Source organism: Hydrogenobaculum sp. (assembly GCF_049967395.1).
In the GTDB taxonomy this organism is placed as follows: Bacteria; Aquificota; Aquificia; order Aquificales; family Aquificaceae; genus Hydrogenobaculum.
In genome coordinates this window covers 1-24,867 of the sequence record NZ_JBMFST010000005.1, presented here as the reverse complement: position 1 = coordinate 24,867, position 24,867 = coordinate 1, and the positions used below count along the sequence as shown (strand labels likewise).

General features: G+C 35.6%; 29 protein-coding genes. 10 read left to right on the top strand and 19 right to left on the bottom strand.

Features of this window, described 5'->3' with window-relative positions; translation table 11 throughout:
• Positions 1-4 precede the first annotated feature (4 nt).
• The 12 genes from ACP5S8_RS01505 to fabZ form a co-directional block, all read right to left on the bottom strand.
• Positions 5-181 (bottom strand): polysaccharide biosynthesis protein, encoded by a 177-nt coding sequence (locus ACP5S8_RS01505; RefSeq protein ID WP_461870435.1) that lies wholly within the window; start codon positions 179-181, stop codon positions 5-7.
• Complete coding sequence (locus tag ACP5S8_RS01500; RefSeq protein ID WP_461875453.1) at positions 178-855, bottom strand: MBL fold metallo-hydrolase; 678 nt, start codon at positions 853-855, stop codon at positions 178-180. The genes ACP5S8_RS01505 and ACP5S8_RS01500 overlap by 4 nt, the downstream gene beginning before the upstream one ends.
• A gap of 100 nt (positions 856-955) precedes the next feature.
• Positions 956-1,168 (bottom strand): ferredoxin, encoded by a 213-nt coding sequence (locus ACP5S8_RS01495; RefSeq protein WP_461870436.1) that lies wholly within the window; start codon positions 1,166-1,168, stop codon positions 956-958.
• Positions 1,169-1,237: 69 nt separating this feature from the next.
• On the bottom strand, positions 1,238-2,113 hold the full coding sequence (gene sucD / locus ACP5S8_RS01490) for a succinate--CoA ligase subunit alpha (RefSeq protein WP_461870437.1): 876 nt from the start codon (positions 2,111-2,113) through the stop codon (positions 1,238-1,240).
• A 12-nt stretch (positions 2,114-2,125) separates the two neighbouring features.
• Positions 2,126-3,274: an ADP-forming succinate--CoA ligase subunit beta gene (sucC, locus tag ACP5S8_RS01485; RefSeq protein ID WP_461870438.1), complete on the bottom strand. Its 1,149-nt coding sequence runs from the start codon at positions 3,272-3,274 to the stop codon at positions 2,126-2,128.
• Positions 3,275-3,482: 208 nt separating this feature from the next.
• Entirely contained in the window at positions 3,483-3,698 is a 216-nt protein-coding gene (locus ACP5S8_RS01480) for a cold-shock protein (RefSeq protein ID WP_012513969.1), read from the bottom strand.
• 94 nt (positions 3,699-3,792) lie between these two features.
• Positions 3,793-4,644 (bottom strand): tRNA pseudouridine(55) synthase TruB, encoded by an 852-nt coding sequence (truB, locus tag ACP5S8_RS01475; protein ID WP_461875424.1) that lies wholly within the window; start codon positions 4,642-4,644, stop codon positions 3,793-3,795.
• Positions 4,645-5,580: a sigma-70 family RNA polymerase sigma factor gene (locus tag ACP5S8_RS01470; RefSeq protein ID WP_461875422.1), complete on the bottom strand. Its 936-nt coding sequence runs from the start codon at positions 5,578-5,580 to the stop codon at positions 4,645-4,647.
• 6 nt (positions 5,581-5,586) lie between these two features.
• Positions 5,587-7,008 (bottom strand): Do family serine endopeptidase, encoded by a 1,422-nt coding sequence (locus ACP5S8_RS01465; RefSeq protein ID WP_461875420.1) that lies wholly within the window; start codon positions 7,006-7,008, stop codon positions 5,587-5,589.
• 4 nt (positions 7,009-7,012) lie between these two features.
• Positions 7,013-7,624 (bottom strand): methyltransferase domain-containing protein, encoded by a 612-nt coding sequence (locus ACP5S8_RS01460; protein WP_461870442.1) that lies wholly within the window; start codon positions 7,622-7,624, stop codon positions 7,013-7,015.
• Complete coding sequence (locus ACP5S8_RS01455; RefSeq protein ID WP_461870443.1) at positions 7,617-8,648, bottom strand: lipoate--protein ligase family protein; 1,032 nt, start codon at positions 8,646-8,648, stop codon at positions 7,617-7,619. Before ACP5S8_RS01455 ends, ACP5S8_RS01460 begins: the two co-directional genes overlap by 8 nt.
• Positions 8,645-9,091 (bottom strand): 3-hydroxyacyl-ACP dehydratase FabZ, encoded by a 447-nt coding sequence (gene fabZ / locus ACP5S8_RS01450; RefSeq protein WP_461870444.1) that lies wholly within the window; start codon positions 9,089-9,091, stop codon positions 8,645-8,647. The genes ACP5S8_RS01455 and fabZ overlap by 4 nt, the downstream gene beginning before the upstream one ends.
• A 45-nt stretch (positions 9,092-9,136) precedes the next feature.
• On the opposite strand from fabZ, the gene amrB reads away from it, so the two are divergent.
• The 10 genes from amrB (at position 9,137) to ACP5S8_RS01400 (ending at position 17,722) form a co-directional block, all read left to right on the top strand.
• Positions 9,137-9,925 carry an AmmeMemoRadiSam system protein B gene (amrB, locus tag ACP5S8_RS01445; RefSeq protein ID WP_461870445.1) on the top strand — a complete coding sequence of 263 codons (789 nt, stop codon included), beginning with the start codon at positions 9,137-9,139 and terminating at the stop codon, positions 9,923-9,925.
• Positions 9,922-10,398 carry an AAA family ATPase gene (locus ACP5S8_RS01440; protein WP_461875419.1) on the top strand — a complete coding sequence of 159 codons (477 nt, stop codon included), beginning with the start codon at positions 9,922-9,924 and terminating at the stop codon, positions 10,396-10,398. The genes amrB and ACP5S8_RS01440 overlap by 4 nt, the downstream gene beginning before the upstream one ends.
• Positions 10,399-10,582: 184 nt before the next feature.
• A complete protein-coding gene (locus ACP5S8_RS01435) occupies positions 10,583-10,921 on the top strand; it encodes a P-II family nitrogen regulator (RefSeq protein ID WP_461875418.1) in 339 nt (112 codons plus the stop codon).
• Entirely contained in the window at positions 10,918-12,219 is a 1,302-nt protein-coding gene (locus ACP5S8_RS01430) for an ammonium transporter (RefSeq protein ID WP_461875417.1), read from the top strand. Before ACP5S8_RS01435 ends, ACP5S8_RS01430 begins: the two co-directional genes overlap by 4 nt.
• A 23-nt stretch (positions 12,220-12,242) precedes the next feature.
• Positions 12,243-13,373 (top strand): outer membrane beta-barrel protein, encoded by a 1,131-nt coding sequence (locus tag ACP5S8_RS01425; RefSeq protein ID WP_461875416.1) that lies wholly within the window; start codon positions 12,243-12,245, stop codon positions 13,371-13,373.
• A gap of 147 nt (positions 13,374-13,520) precedes the next feature.
• Positions 13,521-14,879 carry a short chain amide porin gene (locus ACP5S8_RS01420; protein WP_461875414.1) on the top strand — a complete coding sequence of 453 codons (1,359 nt, stop codon included), beginning with the start codon at positions 13,521-13,523 and terminating at the stop codon, positions 14,877-14,879.
• 12 nt (positions 14,880-14,891) lie between these two features.
• The gene (locus ACP5S8_RS01415; RefSeq protein WP_461875413.1) at positions 14,892-15,680 is read left to right on the top strand and encodes a TOBE domain-containing protein; all 789 of its coding nucleotides are present in this window, start codon (positions 14,892-14,894) and stop codon (positions 15,678-15,680) included.
• Positions 15,681-15,695: 15 nt separating this feature from the next.
• On the top strand, positions 15,696-16,433 hold the full coding sequence (gene modA, locus ACP5S8_RS01410) for a molybdate ABC transporter substrate-binding protein (protein WP_461875412.1): 738 nt from the start codon (positions 15,696-15,698) through the stop codon (positions 16,431-16,433).
• Entirely contained in the window at positions 16,434-17,090 is a 657-nt protein-coding gene (gene modB, locus ACP5S8_RS01405) for a molybdate ABC transporter permease subunit (RefSeq protein ID WP_461875410.1), read from the top strand.
• Positions 17,090-17,722 (top strand): sulfate/molybdate ABC transporter ATP-binding protein, encoded by a 633-nt coding sequence (locus tag ACP5S8_RS01400; protein WP_461875409.1) that lies wholly within the window; start codon positions 17,090-17,092, stop codon positions 17,720-17,722. Before modB ends, ACP5S8_RS01400 begins: the two co-directional genes overlap by 1 nt.
• 80 nt (positions 17,723-17,802) lie before the next feature.
• Here ACP5S8_RS01400 and ACP5S8_RS01395 read toward each other — a convergent pair whose 3' ends face one another.
• The 7 genes from ACP5S8_RS01395 to ACP5S8_RS01365 all read right to left on the bottom strand — a co-directional run.
• Entirely contained in the window at positions 17,803-18,558 is a 756-nt protein-coding gene (locus tag ACP5S8_RS01395; RefSeq protein WP_461875407.1) for an ABC transporter ATP-binding protein, read from the bottom strand.
• On the bottom strand, positions 18,542-19,483 hold the full coding sequence (locus tag ACP5S8_RS01390; RefSeq protein ID WP_461875406.1) for a FecCD family ABC transporter permease: 942 nt from the start codon (positions 19,481-19,483) through the stop codon (positions 18,542-18,544). Before ACP5S8_RS01390 ends, ACP5S8_RS01395 begins: the two co-directional genes overlap by 17 nt.
• Positions 19,484-19,518: 35 nt before the next feature.
• Positions 19,519-21,726 (bottom strand): TonB-dependent receptor, encoded by a 2,208-nt coding sequence (locus ACP5S8_RS01385; protein WP_461875405.1) that lies wholly within the window; start codon positions 21,724-21,726, stop codon positions 19,519-19,521.
• 16 nt (positions 21,727-21,742) lie between these two features.
• Complete coding sequence (locus tag ACP5S8_RS01380; protein WP_461875404.1) at positions 21,743-22,783, bottom strand: ABC transporter substrate-binding protein; 1,041 nt, start codon at positions 22,781-22,783, stop codon at positions 21,743-21,745.
• A complete protein-coding gene (gene modA, locus ACP5S8_RS01375) occupies positions 22,780-23,415 on the bottom strand; it encodes a molybdate ABC transporter substrate-binding protein (RefSeq protein WP_461875402.1) in 636 nt (211 codons plus the stop codon). Before modA (ACP5S8_RS01375) ends, ACP5S8_RS01380 begins: the two co-directional genes overlap by 4 nt.
• 135 nt (positions 23,416-23,550) lie before the next feature.
• Positions 23,551-24,393, bottom strand: coding sequence for a ModD protein (modD, locus tag ACP5S8_RS01370; protein ID WP_461875400.1), 843 nt, complete (start codon positions 24,391-24,393; stop codon positions 23,551-23,553).
• 53 nt (positions 24,394-24,446) lie between these two features.
• Positions 24,447-24,867: LysM peptidoglycan-binding domain-containing protein (locus ACP5S8_RS01365; RefSeq protein WP_461875398.1), on the bottom strand; the 421-nt coding region annotated here is incomplete at its 5' end.

Below are 24,867 nucleotides of genomic sequence, written 5' to 3'. Positions count from 1 at the left end.
CCCTTTATTTCTTAAACACATCCATAAATATTAGTAAGCCTATAAGTATTGTCTCCGTTATAACACCAAAAATAAACTGAGAACTGCTTATATATGGTTTTAATATTACTATTAAAAGCCCGTAAACTATAGCTATTACGGTGACTACTCTTGGATTTGAAAGTTTTTTTAAAAAATTCATAATATTATTTTAGCACCATCAAAGGCAGCTATGGTTTTTACATTTGTTTTATCTTCTATTTCTTTTGCTACGTTCTCTGGCCCAGCTTCAAGCATATCAGAAGCAAAATGCGTAATAATAGCCATTTTTGGTTTTACTATATTTAATATATTTATAACATCGTCTTTACAAAGATGGTCTATATTTTGCCTTTGTCTATAGAAGGTTGTATTTAAAATAAGCGCTTCTACGCTTTTTGGATAATGCTCTACTATATGTGGTTCAAACTTTGCGCATGGATGATATGCTATTTTATTGTTAAAAACAATACCATACGTTATGGCACCATGATGAGTGTGTTTTTTTAATATATCAATCTTTAAATCCTTCCAGATATAGCTGGCATATTCTTTGAAGATAAAATGTTTATCGGTTTTCTTGAGTATAAAATCTAATATAACCTTCGTATTTCCATAAAAAGCATCTTCTGGAGCACCTATAGCTAATTGTTTATTAGATTCTTTGGTACCAACTTTAGCAGACTCAACCATCGTGTTTATGTCTGCCGAATGGTCTAAATGTATATGAGAAAGGATAAATATATCCATATCCCAAGGTCTAAAACCAAGAGATAAAATGTTTAAAAAGGCTCCAGGACCGGGATCTATATGGGCTGTTGTGTTTTCGGCTTTTATAATAAAGCCGCCTGATTTTCTTATATATTTAAAAGTAGAAACACGGCCACCGGCCGTGCCTACAAAATATATTTCTATAGAAAATCTCCTTTCCGAGATATCATTCTTCTATTACTTCTGTGGCTATAGCGCCGCTTGGGCACTCATCCGTTACTTCTAAAACCGCATCTTGAAGCTCTGGCGGTACATCTGATTTAACAACTTCAGCTATACCGTCTCCGCGGTTTTTATATATCTCTGGAACCCTATCATAGCAAACCTCACAGGCTGTGCATAGATCAGGGTCAACTATGGTTTTGACGATTTTTGCCATAACAAAATACCTCCTTAAAAATAATCTTATTATAATATAACAATCTGTTAATTTTTGCTACCTTTTTAATCATGATAATGCATCAGCTATAACTTTACCTATAAAAGCTGGATTTTCTATGACAGTCACATTGGCCTCTTTCAAAGCTTTCATTTTTGATTCTGCAGTTCCCTTACCACCGCTTATAATTGCTCCAGCGTGTCCCATTCTTTTACCTGGAGGAGCTGTGATACCTGCTATATAAGCAAATACTGGTTTTTTAACGTTTGAAGCTATGTATTCTGCAGCTTCTTCTTCCGATGTACCTCCTATCTCACCTATCATAAGTATAGCCTTTGTCTCCTCGTCTTCGTTGAAAAGTGCTATCACGTCTTTGTGAGACAAACCATGGACTGGATCACCACCTATACCTATAGCACTAGATTGTCCTATTCCAAGGTTAGAAAGTTGAAAAGCAGCCTCATAAGTCAAAGTTCCGCTTCTTGAGACTATGCCTACGTTACCTTTTTTAAATATATGCCCTGGCATTATTCCTACCTTTGCCTCTTCTGGTGTAATAGCTCCAGGACAATTTGGACCTATTAGTTTTGTATTGGGATAATTTTTCTTAAGATAATATTTTACGGGTATCATATCCTTTACAGGAATACCTTCTGTTATACATATTATAAGCTCAATACCAGCGTCTGCAGATTCTACTATAGCGTCTGCTGCAAAAGGAGGTGGAACAAATATTAAAGAACAGTTAGCTCCGGTGTTTTTCACTGCATTTTCTACAGTGTTAAAAACAGGTATACCTTCTACTTCTATACCTTCTTTACCCGGAGTCACTCCAGCCACCACTTGAGTACCGTAGTTTTTGCATTGTATAGCATGAAAAGAGCCTTCTTTACCGGTTATACCCTGTACTACCACTTTTGTATTTTTATTTACCAATATAGACATACAAAACCTCCTTTATTGTGCAAGTTTTATAGCTTTCTGAGCACCGTCCCACATATCTATAGCGCTCTCAAAGTTTAAGCCAGATTCTTTTAATATCTTTCTTCCTTCTTCTACGTTTGTGCCCTCTAGCCTTACTACCACTGGAATCTTTATATTTACCATTTTAGCAGCTTCTATCAAACCTTGAGCAAGCCTATCACACCTCAATATTCCACCAAATATATTTATAAAAACAGCCTTTACATTTTCATCGGATGTAAGTATTCTAAATGCGTTGGCTATTTGCTCCACAGAAGCTCCTCCACCTACGTCTAAGAAGTTTGCAGGTGAGCCACCAGCCAACTTAATAATATCCATGGTAGTCATTGCAAGCCCAGCACCATTTACCATACATCCTATATTGCCTTCTAGTTTTATATAATTTAAGCCGTACTTTTTGGCTTCAACTTCAAGCGGGTCTATCTGAGTGATATCTTCAAGCTCTTCTATATCTTTGTGTCTAAAAGCTGCATTATCATCTATTTCAACCTTCGCATCTAAAAGTACTATATTACCGTCTTTTGTAAGCACCAAAGGATTTATCTCTAACAAGGAAGCATCCAAATCCATGTAAGCTTGATATAGCTTTGAAACTATTTTACCAAACAAAGATGGATTTAAACCCAGCTCAAAAGACAACTTTCTAGCTTGATAAGGCATTATACCGAGGGCTGGGTCTACATACTCTTTTATTATAGCATCTGGTTTTTCCTTTGATAATTCCTCTATCTCCATGCCGCCTTCTTTAGAAGCCATTATAAGTATTTTTGAATTTGATCTATCCAATGTTATACTAAGGTAAAACTCTTTTTCTATGGGAGTTGCTTTTTCTATTAAAAGCCTTGAAACCACTTTCCCATTTGGACATTGGACAGTTTTTAGCACCTTTCCAAGCATGGATTCAGAAAATGATTCCAACTCTTCATCTGATTTTACAATCTTTACACCGCCGGCTTTCCCTCTAGCGCCACAGTGAATCTGAGCTTTTACCACCAATGGGTAGCCACCTAAAGCTTGAGCTGCTTCTTTCGCTTCGTTTAAATTAAAAGCAGCGTAACCTTCAGGAACAGGCAAGCCGTATCTTTTGAGCAATTCCTTAGATTGATGCTCATGCAATTTCATAGAAAACCTCCAGCTAAGATTAGACTAATATTATATCAAAGGTTATATTTTGATTTTAATAAAGTTTTGATTTAATTTAGCTGAATAATGTTTTAATTTTATATAACTTTACAGATTGATTTTGATTAGATTAGATATTATTTTTATATAAATTTGAAAGACCCGTATGCCCCCGCTAAAAAAGCGAAGGCATAGGATTTTATATCACTTAAGATAAAACGCGAACGTTTTTTGCCCTTGGACCTTTTGAATCTTGGTCTACTTCAAACTCCACCCTTTGACCTTGGACTAAAGTCTTGAAACCTTGTCTGTTTGGGTCAATTGCTGAGAAGTGAACGAAAACGTCGCCTTGGTTATCATCCCTTGTAAGGAATCCATAACCTTTTTCTTTGCTGAACCACTTAACTGTGCCTGTGATGCCCATGGAACTAAAACCTCCTAAAATTTGAGACGCTGGAATACTTGAATTGTTATATTCAAATATACCTTAATCTCTTGCCTTTAATAATAGCATATTTTTATATTTTGTCAATATGATACATATCATTATCACTTTGCATTCTTAAAGCTTTTAAAAAGCCGTTTTTTATTTCTACAATACCATGAAACTTGTCATCTTCTGACAAAAGTTTGTAAATGCCGTTTTGAGAATGATATTTTAATATTTTACCGTGTTTTAGGCTTTTTATAAAGTTATTGTTTAAGATTAAAGGTGGTAAAAAATAAAGGGCATCTTTTATATTGTATATTTTACCTACGCTACCTTCGTCAAAATTTCCAATGGCTATTCTTTTTATAAGCTCTGTAGTGGCTCCTATTTTCAACGCATCTCCTATATCGTTAATAAGGGTTCTTACGTAAGTGCCGGTGGATACTTTTGCCCTTATAGAAAAATAAGGTATATTGCATTCTAAAAGCTCAATACTATATATATTAACTGTTATAGGTTTCAGTTCAAAGTGCTCCATTTTGTTTTCTCTTGCTAACTTATAAGCCTTTTTGCCGTTTATTTTCTTAGCAGAGTAAATGGGTGGTACTTGAGTTATTTCTCCTACAAACTTATTTAATATATTTTTTAAATCTTCACAGCTTACTTTTATATCCTCAATTTTTTGTATAACATTTCCTGTAATATCTTGAGTATCTGTCTTTATACCAAGTATAGCCTTCGCTTCGTAAGTTTTTTCAAGCGCATTGAAATACTGTGTATATTTGGTGGCTTGCCCAAGAGCCACTATCATTATGCCTTCTGCCTCTAAATCAAGAGTACCAGTATGTCCTGCTTTTGTATTTAGGCTTTTAGCTATATCAAGTACAAACTTTGAAGATGATATACCAACTGGTTTATAACCTATATAAAAACCATCCATCTAACTTAAGAAATCTTTTAAATGTCTTTTTAAAGCAAAGCTTCTTAGTTTTTTAATAGCTCTTGTTTCTAACTGCCTTACCCTTTCCCTTGAAATACCTAAAGCATCTCCTATCTCTCTCAGCGTTAGAGGTTCGTTGCCATTTAGACCATACCTCAGCTCCAAGACTTTCCTCTCCTTCTCCGGAAGTTTGCTGATTATATCGTGTAATTCCTTTTCCAAGACATCTTTTATAACACCCTCTTCTATCTCGTCTGTATCAGATATGCTAAGAAGGTCAACGAAAAGAGTGTCTGGATTATCCCCTACAGGCGTATCCAAAGAAAGAGGTGTTTTACATATCTGTAAACATTTTTTTACATCCTCTTCAGTTACGGTATATTTATGCTCTTGATTCATCGACTGCTCTAACTCCTCTTCCGTAGGAGCAAAACCTGTTTCTTTTTTAAATTCTCTAATAATATTTTTTTTGTTTATATAATCTGCTATTTCTTTGTAGGTAGGTTCTCTTTCAAGCTCTTTTAGAAGCTCATTGTAAGCAAGTCCCACTGCACTTATAAGATGAGAGTGCTTTACAGGTATCCTTACAGCTCCGGTTTGTTGAGATAAAGCTTGCATTATAGCTTGCCTTATCCACCATACAGCATAGGATATAAACTTTACGTTTTTATCTGGATCAAACCTCGTAGCCGCTTCCAAAAGACCGAGATTGCCAGCCGCTATTAACTCAGACAAAGGTATGCCATACCCCATATACTGCTTTGCTACACTTACTACAAATCTTAAGTTTGCTTCTACTAAGGCTTTCAAGGCTTCCTTATCACCAGCTTTCGCTCTTTTGGCAAGCTCCCTTTCTTCTTGAGGCGTTAAAAGCTTTACACTAGAGACCCGCTTCAAATATTGGTTGATGATATCTTGTTCACTATCAGAATACATATTAAATCACCTTGTTTGTATGCTTACATAAAACCTTTGCCCATCCCTTGCCACCAAAAACAACACATACCCAGATTTTACATATTGAGATACAAGCGATTTGAAATCATTTACAGAGTTTACAGGATGGTTGTTTACCATTAGTATAACGTCTCCAGGCTGAAGAGAGCTGGCTGCTGGACTATTTGGGTCTACGCTTACCACATAAACACCGCCGCCGTAAGTTTGCATCTGTTGGGGAGTTAGGTTTGCTACAGATATACCAAGGTCCGTCGTAGTTTGAGTTTCGCTAACAGACATTGGATTTGTAGGCATTTTCCCTATAGTGACCTTTAAGTCCATGGGCTTTCCATTTCTTACTATGTGAAACGTGAGAGTAGTACCAGGTTTTGTCTCCATCACTTTAAATTGAAGCTGTTGCACAGTGCTTATATTTTCGTTATCTATACCCACTATAACATCCCCTACTTTTATACCGGCTTTATCTGCTGGGCCGTTTGGCATAACTTGTACTACCACAGCTCCGTTTTGAACTTTTAAAGCTTTTGCTAGACTAGGTGTTACTTGTTGTATCATTACACCTATCCATCCCCTTGTAACAGAACCATGTTTTATAATTTGAGAAGATACCCATTTTGCTAAATTTATAGGTATGGCAAAGCCAAGCCCTTGACCACCTTCTACCATAGCAGAATTGATTCCTATTACCTGGCCCTGTATATTTACAAGAGGACCACCGCTGTTGCCTGGATTTATAGCAGCGTCCGTTTGTATGTAATTCTCATATTGAGTTAAACCTATGCTCCTATGTAAAGCAGATATAACACCCATCGTCACAGTCCTATCCAAACCGTAAGGGTTACCTATAGCCAATACGATTTGTCCCACTTGCAACGTATCTGAATTACCCAGCGTTGCTACTCTAGAGCTTGGATCACTCACTCCTTTTGCGCTAACTTTCAATACAGCTAAATCTGTTTTTGGATCGGCTCCCACTATCGTAGCTCTATGTTGTTCGTTGTTGCCAAAGCTTACCACTACGCTTTTGCTATGGGCTATAACATGGTTGTTTGTAAGTATAAAAAACGTATCGTCTTTTGGATTGTATTCAAATATAACACCAGACCCGAGAGCCTTTGTTTCTTGTGGTATCGAAGGCGTTGGAAGATCAAATCCAGGTATTTGTGGAAAAAGCGGTACGTTTACTTCTTGAGTAGAAAATATCGTTACCACAGAGGGAGATACTTTTTTGACAATTTGCACAAGTTCATTCTGCATCTGAGCCAAAACTGGTACATTTAAATTGATTTGGTACTGGCTAGATGGTTGTTGATTCGAAGTAGCTTGCTCTACTCTACTTTTCTTTACGCAGGAGTTTGTGAAAAACAAAAGGGCAAATACAGATAATATTGCAAAAATTTTTTTCATGTCTTCACACCTCTATTAAAAATGATAACACAACAAAAGAAGGATTTTCTACTTTTAATAATATATCTTTTATCTGTGATTTACCAATGAAATAATTGCTATACTTTTTCTTTGGTTTACCGGTTTTGTTAATAAACTTAAGTAGCTCAAGCTTTGTAAAGTTTAAATGGTATACCTTTTTTTCAAATACTTTTATGGTTTTTGATTTTAAAAGCTCAAAAACTCTTTTTTCATCTGGAAAATCGTATATCCAATTTTCTAAACTCCCCCTTACCGGAAAAGAGCAAGCTACGTACCTTTTTGACACTCTAATCATTTCTTTTATGGATAAATCAAGTTCACAAAGATGTAAGGCGAAGTTGCTAACAACGATGTCAAAGCTCTTATCCTTAAAAGGGAGTTCTTCAGCGTTTCCTATTAAAAAGTTTTTATGATAAGTTTTCAGGCTTTTATCAATATCAAGAGCTACGCATTTATTCATATGTTTAGTCAAAAATCCAGTACCAGCCCCTATATCAAGGGCAGTTTCGTAGTTTAAATGTTTTATAATTTCTAAAAGGTCATTTGCCGCTTGTTTTTGCACGATGGCATACTTTTCGTATAAGGTTTTATTCATTTATAGCTTTTAAGATAATATCAGACAATTCTTCATCTGTCATAAAAGAAATTTTTAGGTTTGTCTTATCAAAAAATGTTTTTACCTTTTGACTTATTTCGTCAAAGTAAGAAAATTTAAGGTGACTTTCCAAATCTTTTACAGCATTTGGTGGTGTAGCAAAAAAATCTCCATTTATAACTATGTATTCTAAAAGCCTTTTTGATTTATCTATCTTGAAATTTATTTTAAAAGTCCCAGCTTTGGTGCGTATTGTTTTCGTACTTATAAGTTTATCTGTAATTTCATTTTCAAATACCCAATCTTTAGAGTTCAATTTTTTTGATAACTCTAGAAGTAAATTCGTTTCTTCCTCTGTCAACGTTCCTTGCTCTAAACCAAAATCTTCAAACTCTTTTTCTATAGCTTTTGCAATATCTTCAAAAGATGGACTATAACCAAGCTCTTGTTTTAAAGAAGTTACTCTTTCTTTTGCAGAAGATATATTTTTATCTTGTAGTTTTTCGTAAGGTATTTTCAGCAAAGAAGCCATTTTGTCTGGGTCAAAATCTATAAGTATGGTACCTTGATATAAAAAAGCCCCACCTTGTAAAACACCGCCAGTACCGGATATTTTTTTAGAGTTTATCTCGATATCGTTTCTTGGCCTATATTTAGCATTTACACCAAACGTTGACAAGGCCTTTGCTACTTTCTCACACATGTATTGAGAAAGCTCTTCGTAATTTTTTATATCAAAATCCTTTAAAGAAGCCACCACCTCCCATCCTATCTGAGCTTGGTTAAAATATATAGCTCCGCCACCCGTTCTTCTTCTTCCTACATCTATATTTAGAGATTCACAAAGCTCTAAATTTACTTCGTCGTAGGGATTTTGATGATAACCTATCAATACACACTCTGGTTGAAAGCTCAAAAATCTCAACGTATTTGGTATTTTGTTTTGAGCTTTTAAAGACAATAAAACAGAATCAAGCGCCATGTGGTAATACCAAGGTTTATTAAAAGTGTACAAAACTCTCATTTTTTAATGGATTCAAGCTCTCTAGCAGCCGCCATTAAAATCGCCTCTGCCACCACTTGGTTGTTTACCGTGGCCACTCCTTTCATTTTTGATATGGTTTTTTTAAGAGATATGGTTTCAAGCTCCATTATAAGTTGGTCTCCCGGATACACCGGCCTTTTAAACCTAGCCTCGTCTATACCAGCAAACACCACAGCATATTTTCCTATTTCAAGCCCAAGACTCTTTATCATCAATATTCCACCTACTTGAGCCATGGCTTCAAGCATATAAACACCTGGCATCAAAGGATATCCGGGAAAATGTCCCTGAAAAAAAGGCTCGTTCATGCTTACATTCTTTAAACCAACTATACGTTTTCCAAGTTCCATTTCCAATATTTTATCCACCAACAAAAGCGGATATCTGTGTGGTATTATCTTCATAATTTCTAAAACATCCATATTTTGCCTCCAAGTGAATTAGATATTTTATTATATAATATTTTTATGATTAGAGAGGAAGCTGTAGCTGGACTTTTTTATCCGGGGGAAAAAGAAACGCTTTTAAAAGCTATAGACTTGGTGTGTGAAAACGAGGTTATCCAAGATGTGGACGCTAAAGGTGTTATAGTACCCCACGCTGGATATATATATTCCGGACACACCGCCTGCAGTGTTTATAAAAGGTTAAAACCAAAGAAAAACGTCATCATGATGGGGCCAAACCACACAGGGCAAGGGCCTGTTATATCTATAGATAGCGCCGATGCTTGGAAAACACCCCTTGGAGAGGTAAAAATAAATAAAGAGTTAAGAGACAAAATCGCTTCTTTTGGTATAGAAATAGAGCACAACGCTCACACTAAAGAACATTCTTTGGAAGTACAGCTTCCTTTTTTACAAGTGTATTTTAAAGATTTTACTATAGTTCCTATAATATTGGGCTTTTTAGATTATGAAACGATAGTAAAATTTGGTAGGTTTTTATCCTCTTTTGTAGATGAAGATACGCTCATATTGGTTAGCTCTGATATGTCTCACTATATATCCCAAGAAGAAGCTCAAAAAAAGGACAGCTTTCTTTACGATGCCATATCAAGGCTTGATTCTAAAGAACTTTACAGAAGGGCTATCCAATACAACATCACGATGTGTGGATTTATACCAGCAGCAGTTGCCATAGAAGCCTTAAAAGACAAAGTGAAAAAAGTTTACGCAGTGGAGTATACAAATTCTGGTATGGTCACGAAGGATTTTGACAAGGTAGTGGCATACCTCGGCGTCATCTTTGAATGAAGATAGCTACTATAGGCTTTTCTGGAAGCGGTAAATCCTACGTTTCTTCAATTTTAGAAGGTATGGGCTTTTATTGGTTACGCTCAGATGTTATAAGAAAATCTTTGTTTGGAAGTTTTTACGACGAAGAAACCACTAAAAAAGTTTACGAAGAGCTTATAAAAAGGGCAAAAGAACACAAAGATGTCATACTGGATGCAACATTCCTTAAAAAATGGCAAAGAAAACTTGTAATAGATAACTTTCCCAATGAATATTTTTTTATCTTTGTAAAAGCCGATGAAAACATAATAAGGCAAAGGCTTCAAACAAGGAAAGATATATCTGATGCAGATTTCAACGTTTACCTCATGCAAAAATCCTCTTTTGAACCCCCTGACGAAATTCCCAGCGATAGGCTAATAACAATAGAAAACAACAAAGAACAAGTAAGCTTATTTTTAAAAAGCTTAATAAATAAAATAAAAGCTTGAATATATAAATTTTCTCAACACATTCTTTTATAACATTTATAACTTACAATTGTTAACATTTTTGTTAACATATGTACAATAAACACAAGATAGGTTTTCTCATAATCATATATATATCAATAATCTTGTAGATGGCATAAAATTTGCTAAAGATATCTCCAGAAAACTTTCAAGGAGGTAGTTTATGAAGAAAATAGAGGCTATCATCAAGCCTTTTAAGCTTGATGAAGTCAAGGATGCACTGGTGGAGATAGGCATCGGTGGTATGACTATCACCGAGGTGAAAGGCTTTGGCCAGCAAAAAGGCAAAACGGAAATCTACAGGGCCACCGAATACGTTATCGATTTCCTACCAAAAATTAAGATAGAAACGGTGGTCAAAGATTCCGAAGTGGAAAAGGTGGTAGAAACCATACTGAAGTCTGCCCAAACTGGCAAAGTGGGTGATGGAAAGATCTTTATCTACAACTTAGAAGAAACGGTAAGAATAAGAACCGGCGAAAAAGGAGAAAGCGCCATATGAAAACTTTTAGAGGAGGTATAGATATGTTGAAAAAAGTCGGAATAGGTTTTCTGCTTCTTACAGGAATCGCTTTTGCCGATACGGCACCAAAGCTAAACCACGGCGATACGGCATGGATGTTGGTGGCAAGTTCTTTCGTTATGCTTATGACGTTGCCTGGTTTAGCGTTTTTCTACGGTGGGATGGCAAAGAAAAAAGACCTTTTAAACACTATAGCCCTTAGTTTTATGGCTTATGCTATAACGAGCGTAATATGGGTACTTTACGCTTACTCTCTTGCCTTTGGCAAAGATGTGCACGGCATCATCGGTAACTTACAATACCTTTTCATGAACGGAGTAACGCCAAATTCACTTCATCCTTCTACAACCGTGCCTGAGTTTATATACTGTGGATTCCAACTAACCTTTGCAGCCATCACAGTAGCTTTGGCTAGCGGTTCTATAATAGAAAGGCTAAAGTTTAGCGCATGGCTTGTAATAGTGCCTCTTTGGATAACCCTCATATACGCTCCTATAGCTCACTGGGTATGGGGAAATGGATGGTTGTCTCAGCTTGGAGCCCTTGATTTCGCAGGTGGTACAGTTGTTCATATAAACGCTGGTGTAGCAGGGCTTGCAGGTGCTTTGGTGCTTGGCAAACGTAAAAATACTCAGCTTATACCGAACAACGTCGCTTATACAATCCTTGGAGCTGGTCTTCTTTGGTTTGGATGGTTTGGTTTCAACGCAGGTTCAGAACTAGCAGCTGATGGTATAGCCTCAAGCGCATGGCTTGCAACAAACACAGCTACAGCTATGGCAGCTATAGCTTGGATGATAACAGAGTGGATGTTGCACGGCAAACCTACCACATTGGGCATGGCTTCTGGTGCTATAGCAGGTTTGGTAGCTATCACTCCCGCGTCAGGTTATGTAAACGTCATAGGTTCTATAGTGATAGGTATAGTAGCTGGTGTGGTACCTGTGTTTACAGTATCTTGGTTAAAACCAAAACTTGGCTACGACGATTCTTTGGATGCTTTCGGTGTTCACGGTGTTGCTGGTTTCTTGGGAGCTATCTTAACGGGTGTGTTTGCAGACCCATCTATAAACCCTGCCGGTAAAGGTCTTTTGTATGGAAACCCTCACCAAGTGGTAATACAGCTAATAGCAGCTATGTCTACAATGACATACTCATTTGTAATGAGTCTTATAATATTCAAAGTAGTTGACATCTTTATGGGTATAAGAGTAAAAGAAGAAGACGAAATAGAGGGTCTTGACTCAGTAGCTCACGGTGAAACAGCTTACAACTAACATTTTAAGGAGGTTTATATCATATGAAAAACTTTAAAACTTGCAAACGCTTTTTCATGGCTTTGACCATCCTATCTCTCCCCCTCTCCTTTGGGGGAGCCTACGCCTTCCAAATAGATGAAGGAGCTTTTGGTAAGCTAAATATAGACGGTGCTGTGAGCGGATACTACCTCTACTCAAACAATGTACCTCCAGCCTCCACAGGATCTTCCACTAATGGAGATAAAAAGAATCGTTACGATATATCAAACGCTTTAATAAATATATCAAAACCAGACGGTGTGGTAAGGTTTACTATAGTAGCCGGTGCTTACGCTTTTCCTACAGTAGGTGAGACCACAGCCAAAACCACCCAAAGTGGATATAATACCGATCTTTTTTCTGCTTTGCCTATAGCTTACTTAGAGTTTGACCCAAATTCAAATGTATCTATAAAAGTTGGTAAGCTTCCTACAATGATAGGATATGAATCAGCTTTTACCTATCAAAACATAGACATCCAAAGAAGCATACTTTGGAGCATGCAGCCTGTGGTAAGTAGGGGTATTAGATTTACCTATACAAAAGGCATCTTCACAGGCAACTTAGAGCTAAACGATGGTTTTTACTCTGAGAAAAAACCTGCCTTAGAGGGCTCTTTTAGCTTGGCCCCAAATCAAAACGCTTCAATAAGCTTCAACTTCATATATCCAGATAAAAACACCAAACCAAATCCAACCTCTACCCCAGCCAACAAGCAAGAGTATGAACTTACTGGTTCTTATACGATATCTAAGTTTACATTTGCCTTTGATTCTATGTATGTACATGTGCCCACTAGCACAGAAGGAGAGACTACTTCAAATCATGCTTTTGGTATAGCCGGCTATGCCACTTACAACATAAACGATGCATGGTCTTTGAACGCAAGGGCTGAGTATGACGAGGAAGGAACTTCTGGTACTGATATAATGGGTTTTGGAACAGGTGCTCATGCTTACTCTATCACCATAACACCAGAGTACAAGTATAAGCAGTTTTTCATAAGACCAGAAGTATCGTATGTTCATATTACAAACGTAGCATCAGCTTATTATTACACTTCCCCTACTGCTAGCACAGCTACCAAAAATACACAAATAAGGCTTGGTTTAGAAGCTGGTTTCGTATTTTAAAAACGATGGAGGGAGACCTAGCAAAGCAATAAACCAAACAATAACATCAAAGGTATGATATATCTCATTTTGTTTTCTTAAGCGTTATGTTACATTATATATAACGGAAGATCAAAGTAATTTAAGGTATATTTAGGAGGAAAAGCGATGAAATCCAAAGTAGGTAGTCTTTTGCTTTTCAGTGGGTTATGTATTCTAAGCCATAACGCTAAAGCTATCTTACTAAAAGCTTCAAACGATGAGTTTGCACAAGTGGGCTTAAAAATGGAAATATGGGCTCAACAAGATGGTGCCACTTACACAAATGACCATAGCTCCACGAACTTCTCGGTAGCTCAGACGCGTCTTTACTTTGCAGGTCAGATAAACCCAATCGTACAATTTGGTGCAGATTTGGATTTTGCCGATAACCATACCCTTGGTGCCGATGGTACAGCTAGGACTCATCAAGGCGTGCCGTACACGATGGTAAGAGACGCTTTTATAAATCTACATTTTAACAAAAGCGCAAATATTATGGCAGGGCTGTTTTTAAACCCGTGGTCAAGATACGAGCTTGAATACACATGGAGCTTTTACATACCTACGGAAAATTTTATACCAGAGATAGGGACAATCAACAACGACATAACCAACAAGCTTAACCCAAGCCAGAACAAAAAACCATTTATAACACCTTTAGCAAGCTTCAATATAGGAGGAGATTCTCAATTTTTAAGCGCCCTTAGAGATATGGGCGTTGTGTATTGGGGAAGCGTAGGTAAAAATGCAATGCTAAAGTATTACGCTTTTATAGGCAACGGTAAATACGACTATCAAGATGGATACAACGGCAACAGCAATTTAAAGTATGGATTTAGATTGGAGTTTACACCTACGATGCTTGGATACAAGGGAGAATCAAGTTATGTGGATCAAGATACTTACCTTGGAAAAAGAAATACGCTTACCTTTGGTTTTGGCTATCAACAACAAAAGATAAACTGCTCACCCTTGAATGAGAATCCAACTCCAGTAGGTTGTGGCAGCGTTTCTGGCGCCACATCTTCCACCACAGCAAAAGCTTATACATTAGATATACTATGGGAACAAAAGTTTGGTGATTTTGTGCCAAATTTCCAAGCGGCATGGCTTGACCAAAAAGATTTAGGTTATGCAAAAGCAGGTACTAAGGTAGCTCAACCAGAAGTAAAAGGATATTACCTTCAGACACAGCTTTTATACGACAGGTATGTAGGTATAGGAAAACCAGCTATAGCTTTTAGATACGAGCAAGATGAAGATAAAAACTATTATGTAAACTCTAATAACATAGGTTTTACCGATGCAAAGATAGGGCTTTTTAGTGCAGCTGTTGATTATTACATATCTGGTTTAAACGCAAACGTTGGATTAGAAGCGACAAGGTTAGTCCCAAACGCCAACCTTATAGGTGCTACGGCAAATGGCAACAATTCTTTAAAATCTTTTTGGGACTATACGTTGGCTTTAAGAACGGTCTTTTAATATAATATTGCTATGATAGAGATTAAGGGTGATATCTTTATAAACAAAGATGGTGAAGGCTTTTTTGGAGAAGGTCGTTATAAGCTTTTAAAGCTTATAGACAAATACGGTTCTATATCAAAAGCTGCTAAAGAGATGAAGATGAGCTATAAGGCAGCTTGGGACCATATACAGTCTATAAACAACTTAGCAGAAGAACCTGTTGTTTATACAAGAACCGGCGGAAAAGATGGTGGACAAACTGTGCTTACACCATACGGCAAAAGGCTTTTAAAACATTATGAACACATACAAGAAGAGTACCAAAAATTTTTGGAGCTTTTAAAAGAAGAAGAATTGGAAAGTTTATATTTTATAAAGAGGTTAGATATGAAATTGTCTGCAAGGAATCAGCTGCTCGGGAAAGTAAGCTCTGTAGAAAGAGGTCAAACGGTCTCAGAGGTTGTAATCTCAATAAGAAACGGTGCTACGGTAAAATCTGTAATCACCACAGAAGCGGTTGATAGCTTGGATTTAAAGCCAGGTAAAGATGTAGTGGCTATTATAAAGTCCTCTGATGTTATGTTGGGGGTGGGGGAGGAAGTAGAAAAACTTCCCTTAAGCGTTAGAAACATCTTAAAAGGTACCGTCAAACAAGTGGTGGAATCTGATGTAAACAGCATGGTAAAGGTGGATATAGGCGCTGAGCTTACAATTAGTTCTGTAATCACAACAGAATCGTTAAAAGAGCTTGGTATAAAAGAGGGATCTTCAGTTTACGTCATAATAAAAGCTTCAAACGTAATGATTTACGTAATTTAATGTGGAGGTAATGCTATGAAAAAGTTTGTGGTTTTTGGGCTTTTAGCAAGCAAAATAGTTTTTGGTGCTACAATTACAGTGGCGGCTGCCGCTGATCTTAGGTTTGTATTGCAAGATTTGACAGCGTTGTATGAAAAACAATACCCGCAGGATAAATTAAAGTTTATATATGGGGCTTCTGGTAACTTCTACAATCAAATAAGAGCGGGTTATCCTATAGACGTGTTTATGTCCGCAGACACTCACTATCCAGAACTTCTTTACAAACAAGGTTTAGCTTATAAGCCTAGACCATACGCCATAGGAAAATTAGCTCTTTTTACCGTAGAGCCCAATATAAACGTAAACAATCCAAAATTAGCCCTTTTAAAAGCTTCAAAAATAGCCATAGCTAACCCTAGGGTAGCTCCCTATGGTATTGCTGGTATATCAACGCTTCATTGTTATCATATATATCATGCTGTCAAAAACAAAATAGTCTTCGGTGAAAATATCATACAAACTGCCCAATACGTAGCCTCTAAAAACGCAGACGTAGGGCTTGTATCGTATTCACTCCTTTTGACACCACAGCTAAAAGGAAAAGGTAAAATATACCTTATACCTCAAGCTTGCTACAAACCTATTGTGCAAGGTGCCGCTGTAATAAAATCAACAAAAAACAAAAACGCCGCTATGAGATTTTTTAACTTTTTATATTCCCCTCAAGCAATAGCTATATGGAAATCTTTTGGATACGGTATACCAAAATAAATGGATTACAAAGTTTTTCTAATAAGCTTTGAGTTGGCTATATCCACTACGCTAGTCCTCGGCGTGGTGGGTATTTTTATAGCCTATTTTTTGGCTTTTAGCAAAAGCTTATGGGCAGATATCGTAGAGCCTTTTATCATGAGTCCATTGGTGCTTCCACCGACGGTACTTGGATTTTATATAATATATATATTTGGGCTCGGAAGCCCTATAGGACAGTTTTTAAATCATTTTGGTGTAAAGCTTGTGTTTAATTTTAAAGGGCTTCTTTTTGGTTCTATCATATACAGCATGCCTTTCGCTGTTTCTCCAGTAGTATCTGGCTTTAGGTCTGTACCAAAGTCTATCATAGAAGCTTCTTACACTCTTGGAAAATCAAAGTTTTATACGCTTTTAAGAGTAATAATACCAAACTCCAAATACTCTATAGTAAGTGCTTTGGTGCTTGTATTTTCTCATACCATAGGTGAATTTGGCGTTGTCCTTATGGTAGGCGGTGATATTCCAGATAAGACCAGAACCGCTTCTATAGCTATATTTGATTATGTGCAAGAGCTAAATTACAAAGATGCAAATATTACAGCGCTGATACTTTTTGGTATAGCTATGAGCACCCTTATATTTTTACAAATTTTAAAGAGGCTTCAAGAAAGATGATGGAAATAAGTATCGAGACTAGATTTTTTAAATTTGATATTAAACTTTCTAAAAGCCAAATACTTGGCATATTGGGACCTTCTGGCATTGGCAAAACCACCACTTTAAGAGCTATAGCTGGCCTAGAGGATGCTAAAGGTAAGATTGTAGTAGACAATGAAGTTTGGCTTGATGAAAACATATCTTTGCCACCTCAAAAACGTTCTGTGGGTTTTGTATTTCAAGACTTTGCATTGTTTCCAAACATGAGCGTACTTGATAACGTAGCTTACGCCTCTTCAAAAGAAGAAGCTTTAGAGATTTTAAAAGCTTTTAACATAGAACATCTAAAAGATAAACGCCCAAATAAATTATCAGGTGGTGAACGTCAAAGGGTGGCAATAGCAAGAGCTATAGCAAGGCGTCCAAAAGTGCTTTTGATGGATGAGCCGTTTTCAGCTTTGGATAGAAAGACAAAACACTTTATACAAGATAAAATAATAGAATTTGCAAATACTTACAAATGTTACACACTTTTTGTAGCCCACGATTTGGGTGATATATTCAAACTATCTGACTTTGTCTTTTCTGTGGAAGACCAAAGACTTTTACCAAAAGAAGAATTTGAAGAATATTCTCTTAATTTAATGTAATAAACATTGCAAAATCGTTATACAATCTTTGTTGTGGTTTAGATATTTTATATGACATATATCCAAAAGCTTAAACTAAATCATTTTGGCTTTATACATATAAAATCATCTATTACTTTAATTGTGATGTTAAGATCATAAAGATTTGATATATCGTATTCTTTAAAAATACTACGTTTATCTTTAAAAGCCACTATCTTGCCATCTTTCATCAAAATTATAAAATCGCTATAATAAAATGCAAATTCTAGCTCATGTATAGTCATTATACATATCATATTGTTTGATTTTGTAAAATCTGTTATAAATCTTAAAATATGATGTTTGTTTTTAAAATCCAAGTGGTTTGTAGGCTCATCCAATATTAAAATTGGTGGGTTCTGTGCTACTGCTCTTGCTATTAGTATTAGCTTTTTCTCACCTCCGCTTAGCTTATCAAAATCCTTATTAGCAAGGTATTCTAAGCCAAGCATCTTGATAATTTTTATTGCCTTCTCATAATGTTTGGTTGATGGGGTTGAAGTTATATCAGACAACATCCCCATAACTATTACATCCAACACATTTAAAGGTTGTTTTGACAAATGCTCCTGTCCCAAAAAAGCCACATATTTTACTATTTCTCTCTGTTTTATAGTTTTTAGGCTTTTATTAGCTATAAAAATATCTCCAAAATCTGGTTCTATTAATTTTATTAAACTCTTTAAAAGTGTGGTTTTCCCAGCACCATTAGGCCCTACAATTGAATAAACAAATCCATTTTTAAACTCTAAATCAATATTTTTTAAAATAGACTTACCTTTTACACTATAGGATACGTTATTTATTTTTAGCATAATTCATTTTATACAAAAAGCCAAACAACGGTGCACTTATAAAAGATGTAACGATACCTATAGGTATTTCGCCGGTAGTTAAACTTCTTGCTATATCATCACATAAAAGTACAAATAAAGCACCTATTATTAGACTAGCAACAACAACATACTTGTTATCGTATCCTACTACAAGCCTCGCCATATGAGGCACTACAAGCCCTACCCATCCAATTATACCAACAAGAGATATACTTATAGACACAAGCAAGGTAGATAGTCCTATCATGAGTATTCTAAATCTATGTATATCAAAGCCTATAGCTATAGCCTCTTCGTCTTCTAAGTTGGCTACGTTTAAAAACCATCTTTTGTAATATATTACGCAAATTGGTATTAGACACACAAGCCCTATTGCTACATCCTTATAACCAACGTCTGAAAAACTGCCCATAAGCCAAAACGTAATAGCCGGAAGTTTGTTGTCTGGATCTGCGAAATATTTTGCCAGTCCAAGCAAAGATGAGAAAAAAGAACCTACTATAATTCCAGATATTACTAGGCTAAGTATATCTATATGCCCATCTTTTCTAGCTATATAAAATACTGCAAAGGTAGACAAAATCCCAGATATCAAACTAAAAAGCTGTATTAATATAAGGTTGCCAGAAAGCAAAATACCAACAGCCGCTCCAAAAGCACATCCAAAAGCAGTGCCTAGTATATCTGGTGAAGCTAAAGGGTTTCTAAACACACTCTGATAAACAACTCCAGCCAAGCTCATACTTCCACCCACTACACAAGATAATATTATACGTGGCAATCTTACATCATACACTATAGTTTCATAATAGCTTTTATTTTTTAAAAACCAAAAATCAAAAGGTATTTTAACAGGGCCTATAAATACAGAAAAAAATATAATCGCTGTCAACAAAAAACCCATGAAAAATAATTTCTTGTTCATTTTACGTTTAAACGTCAGAATTCATAACCTATACTCGCTATAGCACTAAAAGGTGCGCCTACTTGATATGTGGGTTGACTTAACGTCGCTTGGTTTGAATTTGGGGACCAAACCGTAGATACATAATGTTTATTAAACAGATTTAAAAGTGCCAACGAAAAATCTATATTATGATTTTGTATAGATGTTGTATAATCCAATGTAAGATTTGCTATTAAATATGGTGGCACTTCTTGAGTATGCGTAGAATCTCCCCATCTTCTACCTATATAATAAACGCTTGGAACTATGGATAGATTTTTATACTTATATAGCATGCCTACTTTTGCCATATTCTTAGGGGTATCTGGGGCTTGATTTCCAGCGATATTATAATTTTGAGATACTATACCTGGTAGCGAAACGCTAACATTGTCAGTATAATAAAATCTATTGTAAGAATACCCCGCAAACAAAGATAAATAATTGGTAAAAGCATAAGAGGATATCAGCTCAACTCCATAAGATTTTGCGTTAGAGATGTTAGCTGGTAGATATATCGTGCTTCCATTGGCATTAAGAGGCACAAAAGCACCATAGTGATGCAAAAAGCTATAAAAAAGTGTAGGGCTTATATAAAAATTATCTTTTTGATACTTTAATCCTAAATCCACGTTATCTGCCGTAGTAAGATTGAAAAACCTATTCCAAAGATATTGAAGGTTTATATTGTGTTGAGTAAACACTTGCTCGTTTGAGGCGTAAAACGGCCATAGGTTAACGTTGGCCCCAGCATATGTTTCACCGTAATTTGCAAATAAATTAAGATTTTTACCAAAAGAATGGTTTACCCCTATATAAGGAAGAGGCTTGTTAAAAACAACGCTTGAAGCCTGCTCATTTTGATTTTGACCAACTATAGCCATAGATTTATAGTTTAACCATTTAAACCCGGCTTCAAAACGCGTATTTTCTATATTCCATTTAAAAGCCAAAAATGGTTCATTGGTAGTGTGATAATTGTGAAGAGATTTAATACCATACTTTTTAAAAACAAGCTCTCCAGTACTTGGGCTAAAAACAGCTATAGAATAAGGAGGACCAGGTTGTTGTTGCCTATCATACCAATAACCAAGTATAAGTTTTCTGCTTTTACCAAAGTCATACACATATTTTGTAATAAATCCATACCTTTTACTATCCAAAGAAAAAAGTTGAACCACAGGTTGAGGACTCTTTATAGGCCCTTGCATCATACCATATTCGTTATAACCTTTTATAGACCACCAATAAGGTTTAAATATAAGCTTTTGATAACCATCAGGCTTGATCGTAAAAGTCGGCAACATATAATAATATCTGACATCTTCTAAATTGTAGTTGTAATAAAGAGGGGATTTAGGATTTGTATTATAATCGTAATCATAACCATATTGCTGAAGTTGAGTAAACGTATATTGAAAATAGTTGTTATGCTTGTTTTTTGTATAACCAGTTAGAAGGTTTATATCTAAAGCATCGCCTATTTTTAAGTCTCCATCAAAGGTAAGATTATCTCTTCTTATTTCGCCGGGTCCTTTCCATTTGTGTGAATAAAGATAAGATCCAGATATAAAAAACTTAAATCTATTGTCTATATTTCCAGAATCCACTCTAAAGTATGTATTTGTAAGATCATGTGTACCAAAATACTCTTTTATATTGGTGGAAAATGTGTTTCTTGGTTTTAATATATGTAAATCTAGTATACCGGGAAAATCCCCAAATACGTTAAAACCTTGGTCTGGTGGTATAGCGCCAAGATATGTGGTTATGTTGGATATATCTTGCGGATTAAAGATAGATACAGAAGCACCAGCTCCTGGGCCATTCGGCATAGGCATATCTTCTATTTCTACATTACCAGCATGAGTAACATTGAGCCCTCGTATTCTTACAACCTCATCCGTCCCTATGTAATCTGGCCCTGCTACGTTTATAGAAGGTAGTATCTTAACCATGTCAAAAGCGTCAAAATTTAGAGGACTAATCACTTTAAAACTTTTATTTGATATTACAAAACTTTGAGACGTTGAATCTGTTTGTTTTGTTTGATTTACAAAAAAGTTTAATATTTTTTGCTTTTGACTCTTAACCTCGTAAAGATTACCAGAAGCACCAACTTTCAAAGGTGGGAGCTCGTAAACTTTTTCCGCAAAACTAGACAAAGAAAACAAAGCCATCAAAAGATATAACTTTTTCACGCTTACCTCCTTTAAATCAAAAACTTAGATTGCATACTTTCATCGAGCTTATATTCCAAAATGTGTTTAGATAATACTTTTCCTCTTTTTGTATATAGCTTTTAAAATTTTTAAAATGGGTAGGATGCAACATGTAAGCTGTCCAAAGAAGTCCTAATGGAAACTGCTCAGAAGAATACCAATTTGAATAAACGGATTTTTCTCCAGAGCAAAAAGATGGTACCAAATAAACTCTTTTATCTATTACAGCCTTTACATGAGAAAGGGCTTTATTTTTATAAATTAAATTTATATCACCACCAGCTCCTACAAAAATAAAATCAGGATTCCATTTTATTATATCTTCTGTAGAAATTTGCCCAAACATACCCTTTACATCCTTTGCCACATCAATACCACCTGCCATACTTATAAGCTGTGAATCCAATTTTGTAAACCCGCCACCAGCAGTTAAAGACTTCCCGCTTGGTCCTTCTTGTGTAAGATATAAAACTTTTGGCTTTCGCTTTATATTTTGAAGATGTAGCTTTACATAGTTGATGCTTTGTTTATAAAAATCTTCTATTTCCTTGGCATCTTGTTGATGATTTAAAAGTTTTCCAAGCTCATTCACATCACTTAATAGGGATTTTACACCACAAAATTGCCCACAAAAGGAAAACGTTTTAATACCCATGCTGTTTAACTTTTCATTGTAAATACCAAAAGGCGCTGTTATTACTAAAGATGGATTCAAACTTTTTATAACTTCTAAATTTGTAATATGAGGATTTCCTATGTCTATAGTTTTATCTATAAAATCTGGGTCCTCTTTCAAAATAAGATTACCAGCAAAAAATGGTATAGCTTTTCTATTCATACCCGGGTATCCCACTATACCGTCTTGAGCTTTTAGCATAAAACAAAAAGGCAAAGCCATAGGAAACAAAACCGCATATCTTGGAGTCTTGCTAATGCTATTATATTGGTTACCTGTAGAAGGCGATACGGTTGATTTTTGAGAACAAGCAAATATGAAAAATGGCACCAAAATTAGGGAAATCTTGTTTAATTTCATAACCCATATTCCTTAAAAATATTTTTTGCTTCTTCACTATTTGTTATAAAATCAAACAAGAAAATAGCTTCTTCAGTTTTATTTATAATCACTCCGGCTTGCTCTACAGGTTTATAATAAGAGATATCTAATTCAAGATAGTTTTCTGATTTTAGCTTTGCTAACACAAAAGATAAGGGCAAGAAAGCTATACTTGATTTTTGAGTTTTGTGTATCTCTAAAACTTCCTTTGGATTTTTACCAAATATTAGTTTATCCTTATCATATAGATTTGTGTTTTGCAAAAACTCGTATGCTGCTCTCCCATAAGGGGCAACGCTCGGGTCTGGCATCGCTATAGCATCTACTTTCTTTATATCTTCTAAAGATGGTTTTCTATCAAAAGCAAATAAACAAAGCCTTCCTCTAGCATATACTCTTAATTCACTACCTATACCAAGCTCTTCTAGCTCTTTGGCTGACTCTACATCTGCCGACAAGAAAATATCATAAGGCTTTTCATATGAATTGATTAGCGATTTTTTGTATACTAAACAATTATCACCTATAGTAATAGATACAACGATATTTACCCTATCTGTTATCTTATCAATTATACCTTCTAAATTTGGTGCACAAGCTAACTTCACCATAATCACTCCTTCTCTACTAATACATCTGAAAAGTTAGTATATCTAAATCGTAATATATTTTATTATATTACGATATATAAAAAATGTCAATAACAATATATATGATAAAATATAACGGTTTTACATGATAAAAATCTATAAAGGTTTTATTTCTGCCTTAAAATCCATCATAGGTGCTTGGTATAAACTTGAGGTGACCAATATATCTACACCAGTACTAGCATATTGTTCTACATTTGACATATTTATACCGCCAGCCGCCAAAACAACCATTTCTGGTTTTAGAGATTTTATACGTTTTACCGCTTTTTCCAAAAGTTCAACACCAAGCTTATCAAACTGTATCATATCAACAGCATCTATAAAGATTAAGGCTTCATCTAAGGAAGAAACTTCCACACATACCTTATGTTCTTTTGCTCTTTGCTTTAGATTTTTAATAGTTTTTAACAAATCTTCATGGGTTTTAAAAAATACTTTATGCTGATCAAAAATCAATATACTTTCAGATAACCCAAGCCTATGAGGGATTGCTCCACCAGTTAAAATAGATTTTATAGTTAAACCTTTATTAAAGCCTATCATTTTTCTAGTAGTGGCTATTTCTATATCTTCTCTTACGCTTTTTGCTTTTCTTACCATTTCGTAGGTTTGCGTGGCTATACCAGACATATACTCTAATATATTTAGACATATTTTCCAAGCTTTATGTATATCTTTTGCGTCTCCTGATGCTTCAAAAAATGCTTCGTCGGGTCTTAAAATAGCGCCGGACAGCTTAAAATAATTTACATCTAAATCTAATTTCTTGGCTATCCTTACAGCCTCTTCTGTACCACAAAGTATACATTCATTTTTTCTATTCGATATTGCAAGCGTAGCACCGGATCTTATACCTAGTAGTTCTGTAGTTATATCCCAATAAGGAACATCATCTTTTATAAACTTATCTATTTCTTCATCTGATATATATATCATATAAAAACCCGAGACCGGTATTAAACCGGTCACCGAGCCTTATTACAAACTAATTATTTCTTCTTAGCTTTCTTACCAGCAGCTTTTTCGTGAGCTTTCTTTGCTGTCTTAGCTGCTTTTTTAGCATGGTGAGCATGACCACCAGCTTCTACAGGTTTACCATGCAATATACATAGAGGGTTGCGTTTTCTATCTTTGTATTTTAGCGTCCAGTAGTTAAACTCACGTCTTGCCTTTGCTCTTTCGGCTGGTGTGAGGTGTACTAAGTATCTTAGTCTCATACCCACTCTCAATATCCATGGATCTCTACCTATAGTTCTTCTGTTTAAGTCATAGATTGACGGCCAGTATACTTGAGTACCATAAATCTTTTGAGATATAGTAGAAAGGGTATCGCAAGGCTTTACTCTGTAGTATCCATATACTCCATGTGGCTTTACTATTGGCTTACTTACTGGTGGAGGTGGTGGAGGT

Bases quoted from the DNA above. Each gene is read 5' to 3' on its own strand.
- ACP5S8_RS01505 (WP_461870435.1), bottom strand. From the start codon at position 181: ATGAATTTTTTAAAAAAACTTTCAAATCCAAGAGTAGTCACCGTAATA.
- ACP5S8_RS01495 (WP_461870436.1), bottom strand. From the start codon at position 1,168: ATGGCAAAAATCGTCAAAACCATAGTTGACCCTGATCTATGCACAGCC.
- sucD (WP_461870437.1), bottom strand. From the start codon at position 2,113: ATGTCTATATTGGTAAATAAAAATACAAAAGTGGTAGTACAGGGTATA.
- sucC (WP_461870438.1), bottom strand. From the start codon at position 3,274: ATGAAATTGCATGAGCATCAATCTAAGGAATTGCTCAAAAGATACGGC.
- ACP5S8_RS01480 (WP_012513969.1), bottom strand. From the start codon at position 3,698: ATGGGCATCACAGGCACAGTTAAGTGGTTCAGCAAAGAAAAAGGTTAT.
- truB (WP_461875424.1), bottom strand. From the start codon at position 4,644: ATGGATGGTTTTTATATAGGTTATAAACCAGTTGGTATATCATCTTCA.
- ACP5S8_RS01470 (WP_461875422.1), bottom strand. From the start codon at position 5,580: ATGTATTCTGATAGTGAACAAGATATCATCAACCAATATTTGAAGCGG.
- ACP5S8_RS01465 (WP_461875420.1), bottom strand. From the start codon at position 7,008: ATGAAAAAAATTTTTGCAATATTATCTGTATTTGCCCTTTTGTTTTTC.
- ACP5S8_RS01460 (WP_461870442.1), bottom strand. From the start codon at position 7,624: ATGAATAAAACCTTATACGAAAAGTATGCCATCGTGCAAAAACAAGCG.
- ACP5S8_RS01455 (WP_461870443.1), bottom strand. From the start codon at position 8,648: ATGAGAGTTTTGTACACTTTTAATAAACCTTGGTATTACCACATGGCG.
- fabZ (WP_461870444.1), bottom strand. From the start codon at position 9,091: ATGGATGTTTTAGAAATTATGAAGATAATACCACACAGATATCCGCTT.
- amrB (WP_461870445.1), top strand. From the start codon at position 9,137: ATGATTAGAGAGGAAGCTGTAGCTGGACTTTTTTATCCGGGGGAAAAA.
- ACP5S8_RS01440 (WP_461875419.1), top strand. From the start codon at position 9,922: ATGAAGATAGCTACTATAGGCTTTTCTGGAAGCGGTAAATCCTACGTT.
- ACP5S8_RS01435 (WP_461875418.1), top strand. From the start codon at position 10,583: ATGAAGAAAATAGAGGCTATCATCAAGCCTTTTAAGCTTGATGAAGTC.
- ACP5S8_RS01430 (WP_461875417.1), top strand. From the start codon at position 10,918: ATGAAAACTTTTAGAGGAGGTATAGATATGTTGAAAAAAGTCGGAATA.
- ACP5S8_RS01425 (WP_461875416.1), top strand. From the start codon at position 12,243: ATGAAAAACTTTAAAACTTGCAAACGCTTTTTCATGGCTTTGACCATC.
- ACP5S8_RS01420 (WP_461875414.1), top strand. From the start codon at position 13,521: ATGAAATCCAAAGTAGGTAGTCTTTTGCTTTTCAGTGGGTTATGTATT.
- ACP5S8_RS01415 (WP_461875413.1), top strand. From the start codon at position 14,892: ATGATAGAGATTAAGGGTGATATCTTTATAAACAAAGATGGTGAAGGC.
- modA (WP_461875412.1), top strand. From the start codon at position 15,696: ATGAAAAAGTTTGTGGTTTTTGGGCTTTTAGCAAGCAAAATAGTTTTT.
- modB (WP_461875410.1), top strand. From the start codon at position 16,434: ATGGATTACAAAGTTTTTCTAATAAGCTTTGAGTTGGCTATATCCACT.
- ACP5S8_RS01400 (WP_461875409.1), top strand. From the start codon at position 17,090: ATGGAAATAAGTATCGAGACTAGATTTTTTAAATTTGATATTAAACTT.
- ACP5S8_RS01395 (WP_461875407.1), bottom strand. From the start codon at position 18,558: ATGCTAAAAATAAATAACGTATCCTATAGTGTAAAAGGTAAGTCTATT.
- ACP5S8_RS01390 (WP_461875406.1), bottom strand. From the start codon at position 19,483: ATGGGTTTTTTGTTGACAGCGATTATATTTTTTTCTGTATTTATAGGC.
- ACP5S8_RS01380 (WP_461875404.1), bottom strand. From the start codon at position 22,783: ATGAAATTAAACAAGATTTCCCTAATTTTGGTGCCATTTTTCATATTT.
- modA (WP_461875402.1), bottom strand. From the start codon at position 23,415: ATGGTGAAGTTAGCTTGTGCACCAAATTTAGAAGGTATAATTGATAAG.
- modD (WP_461875400.1), bottom strand. From the start codon at position 24,393: ATGATATATATATCAGATGAAGAAATAGATAAGTTTATAAAAGATGAT.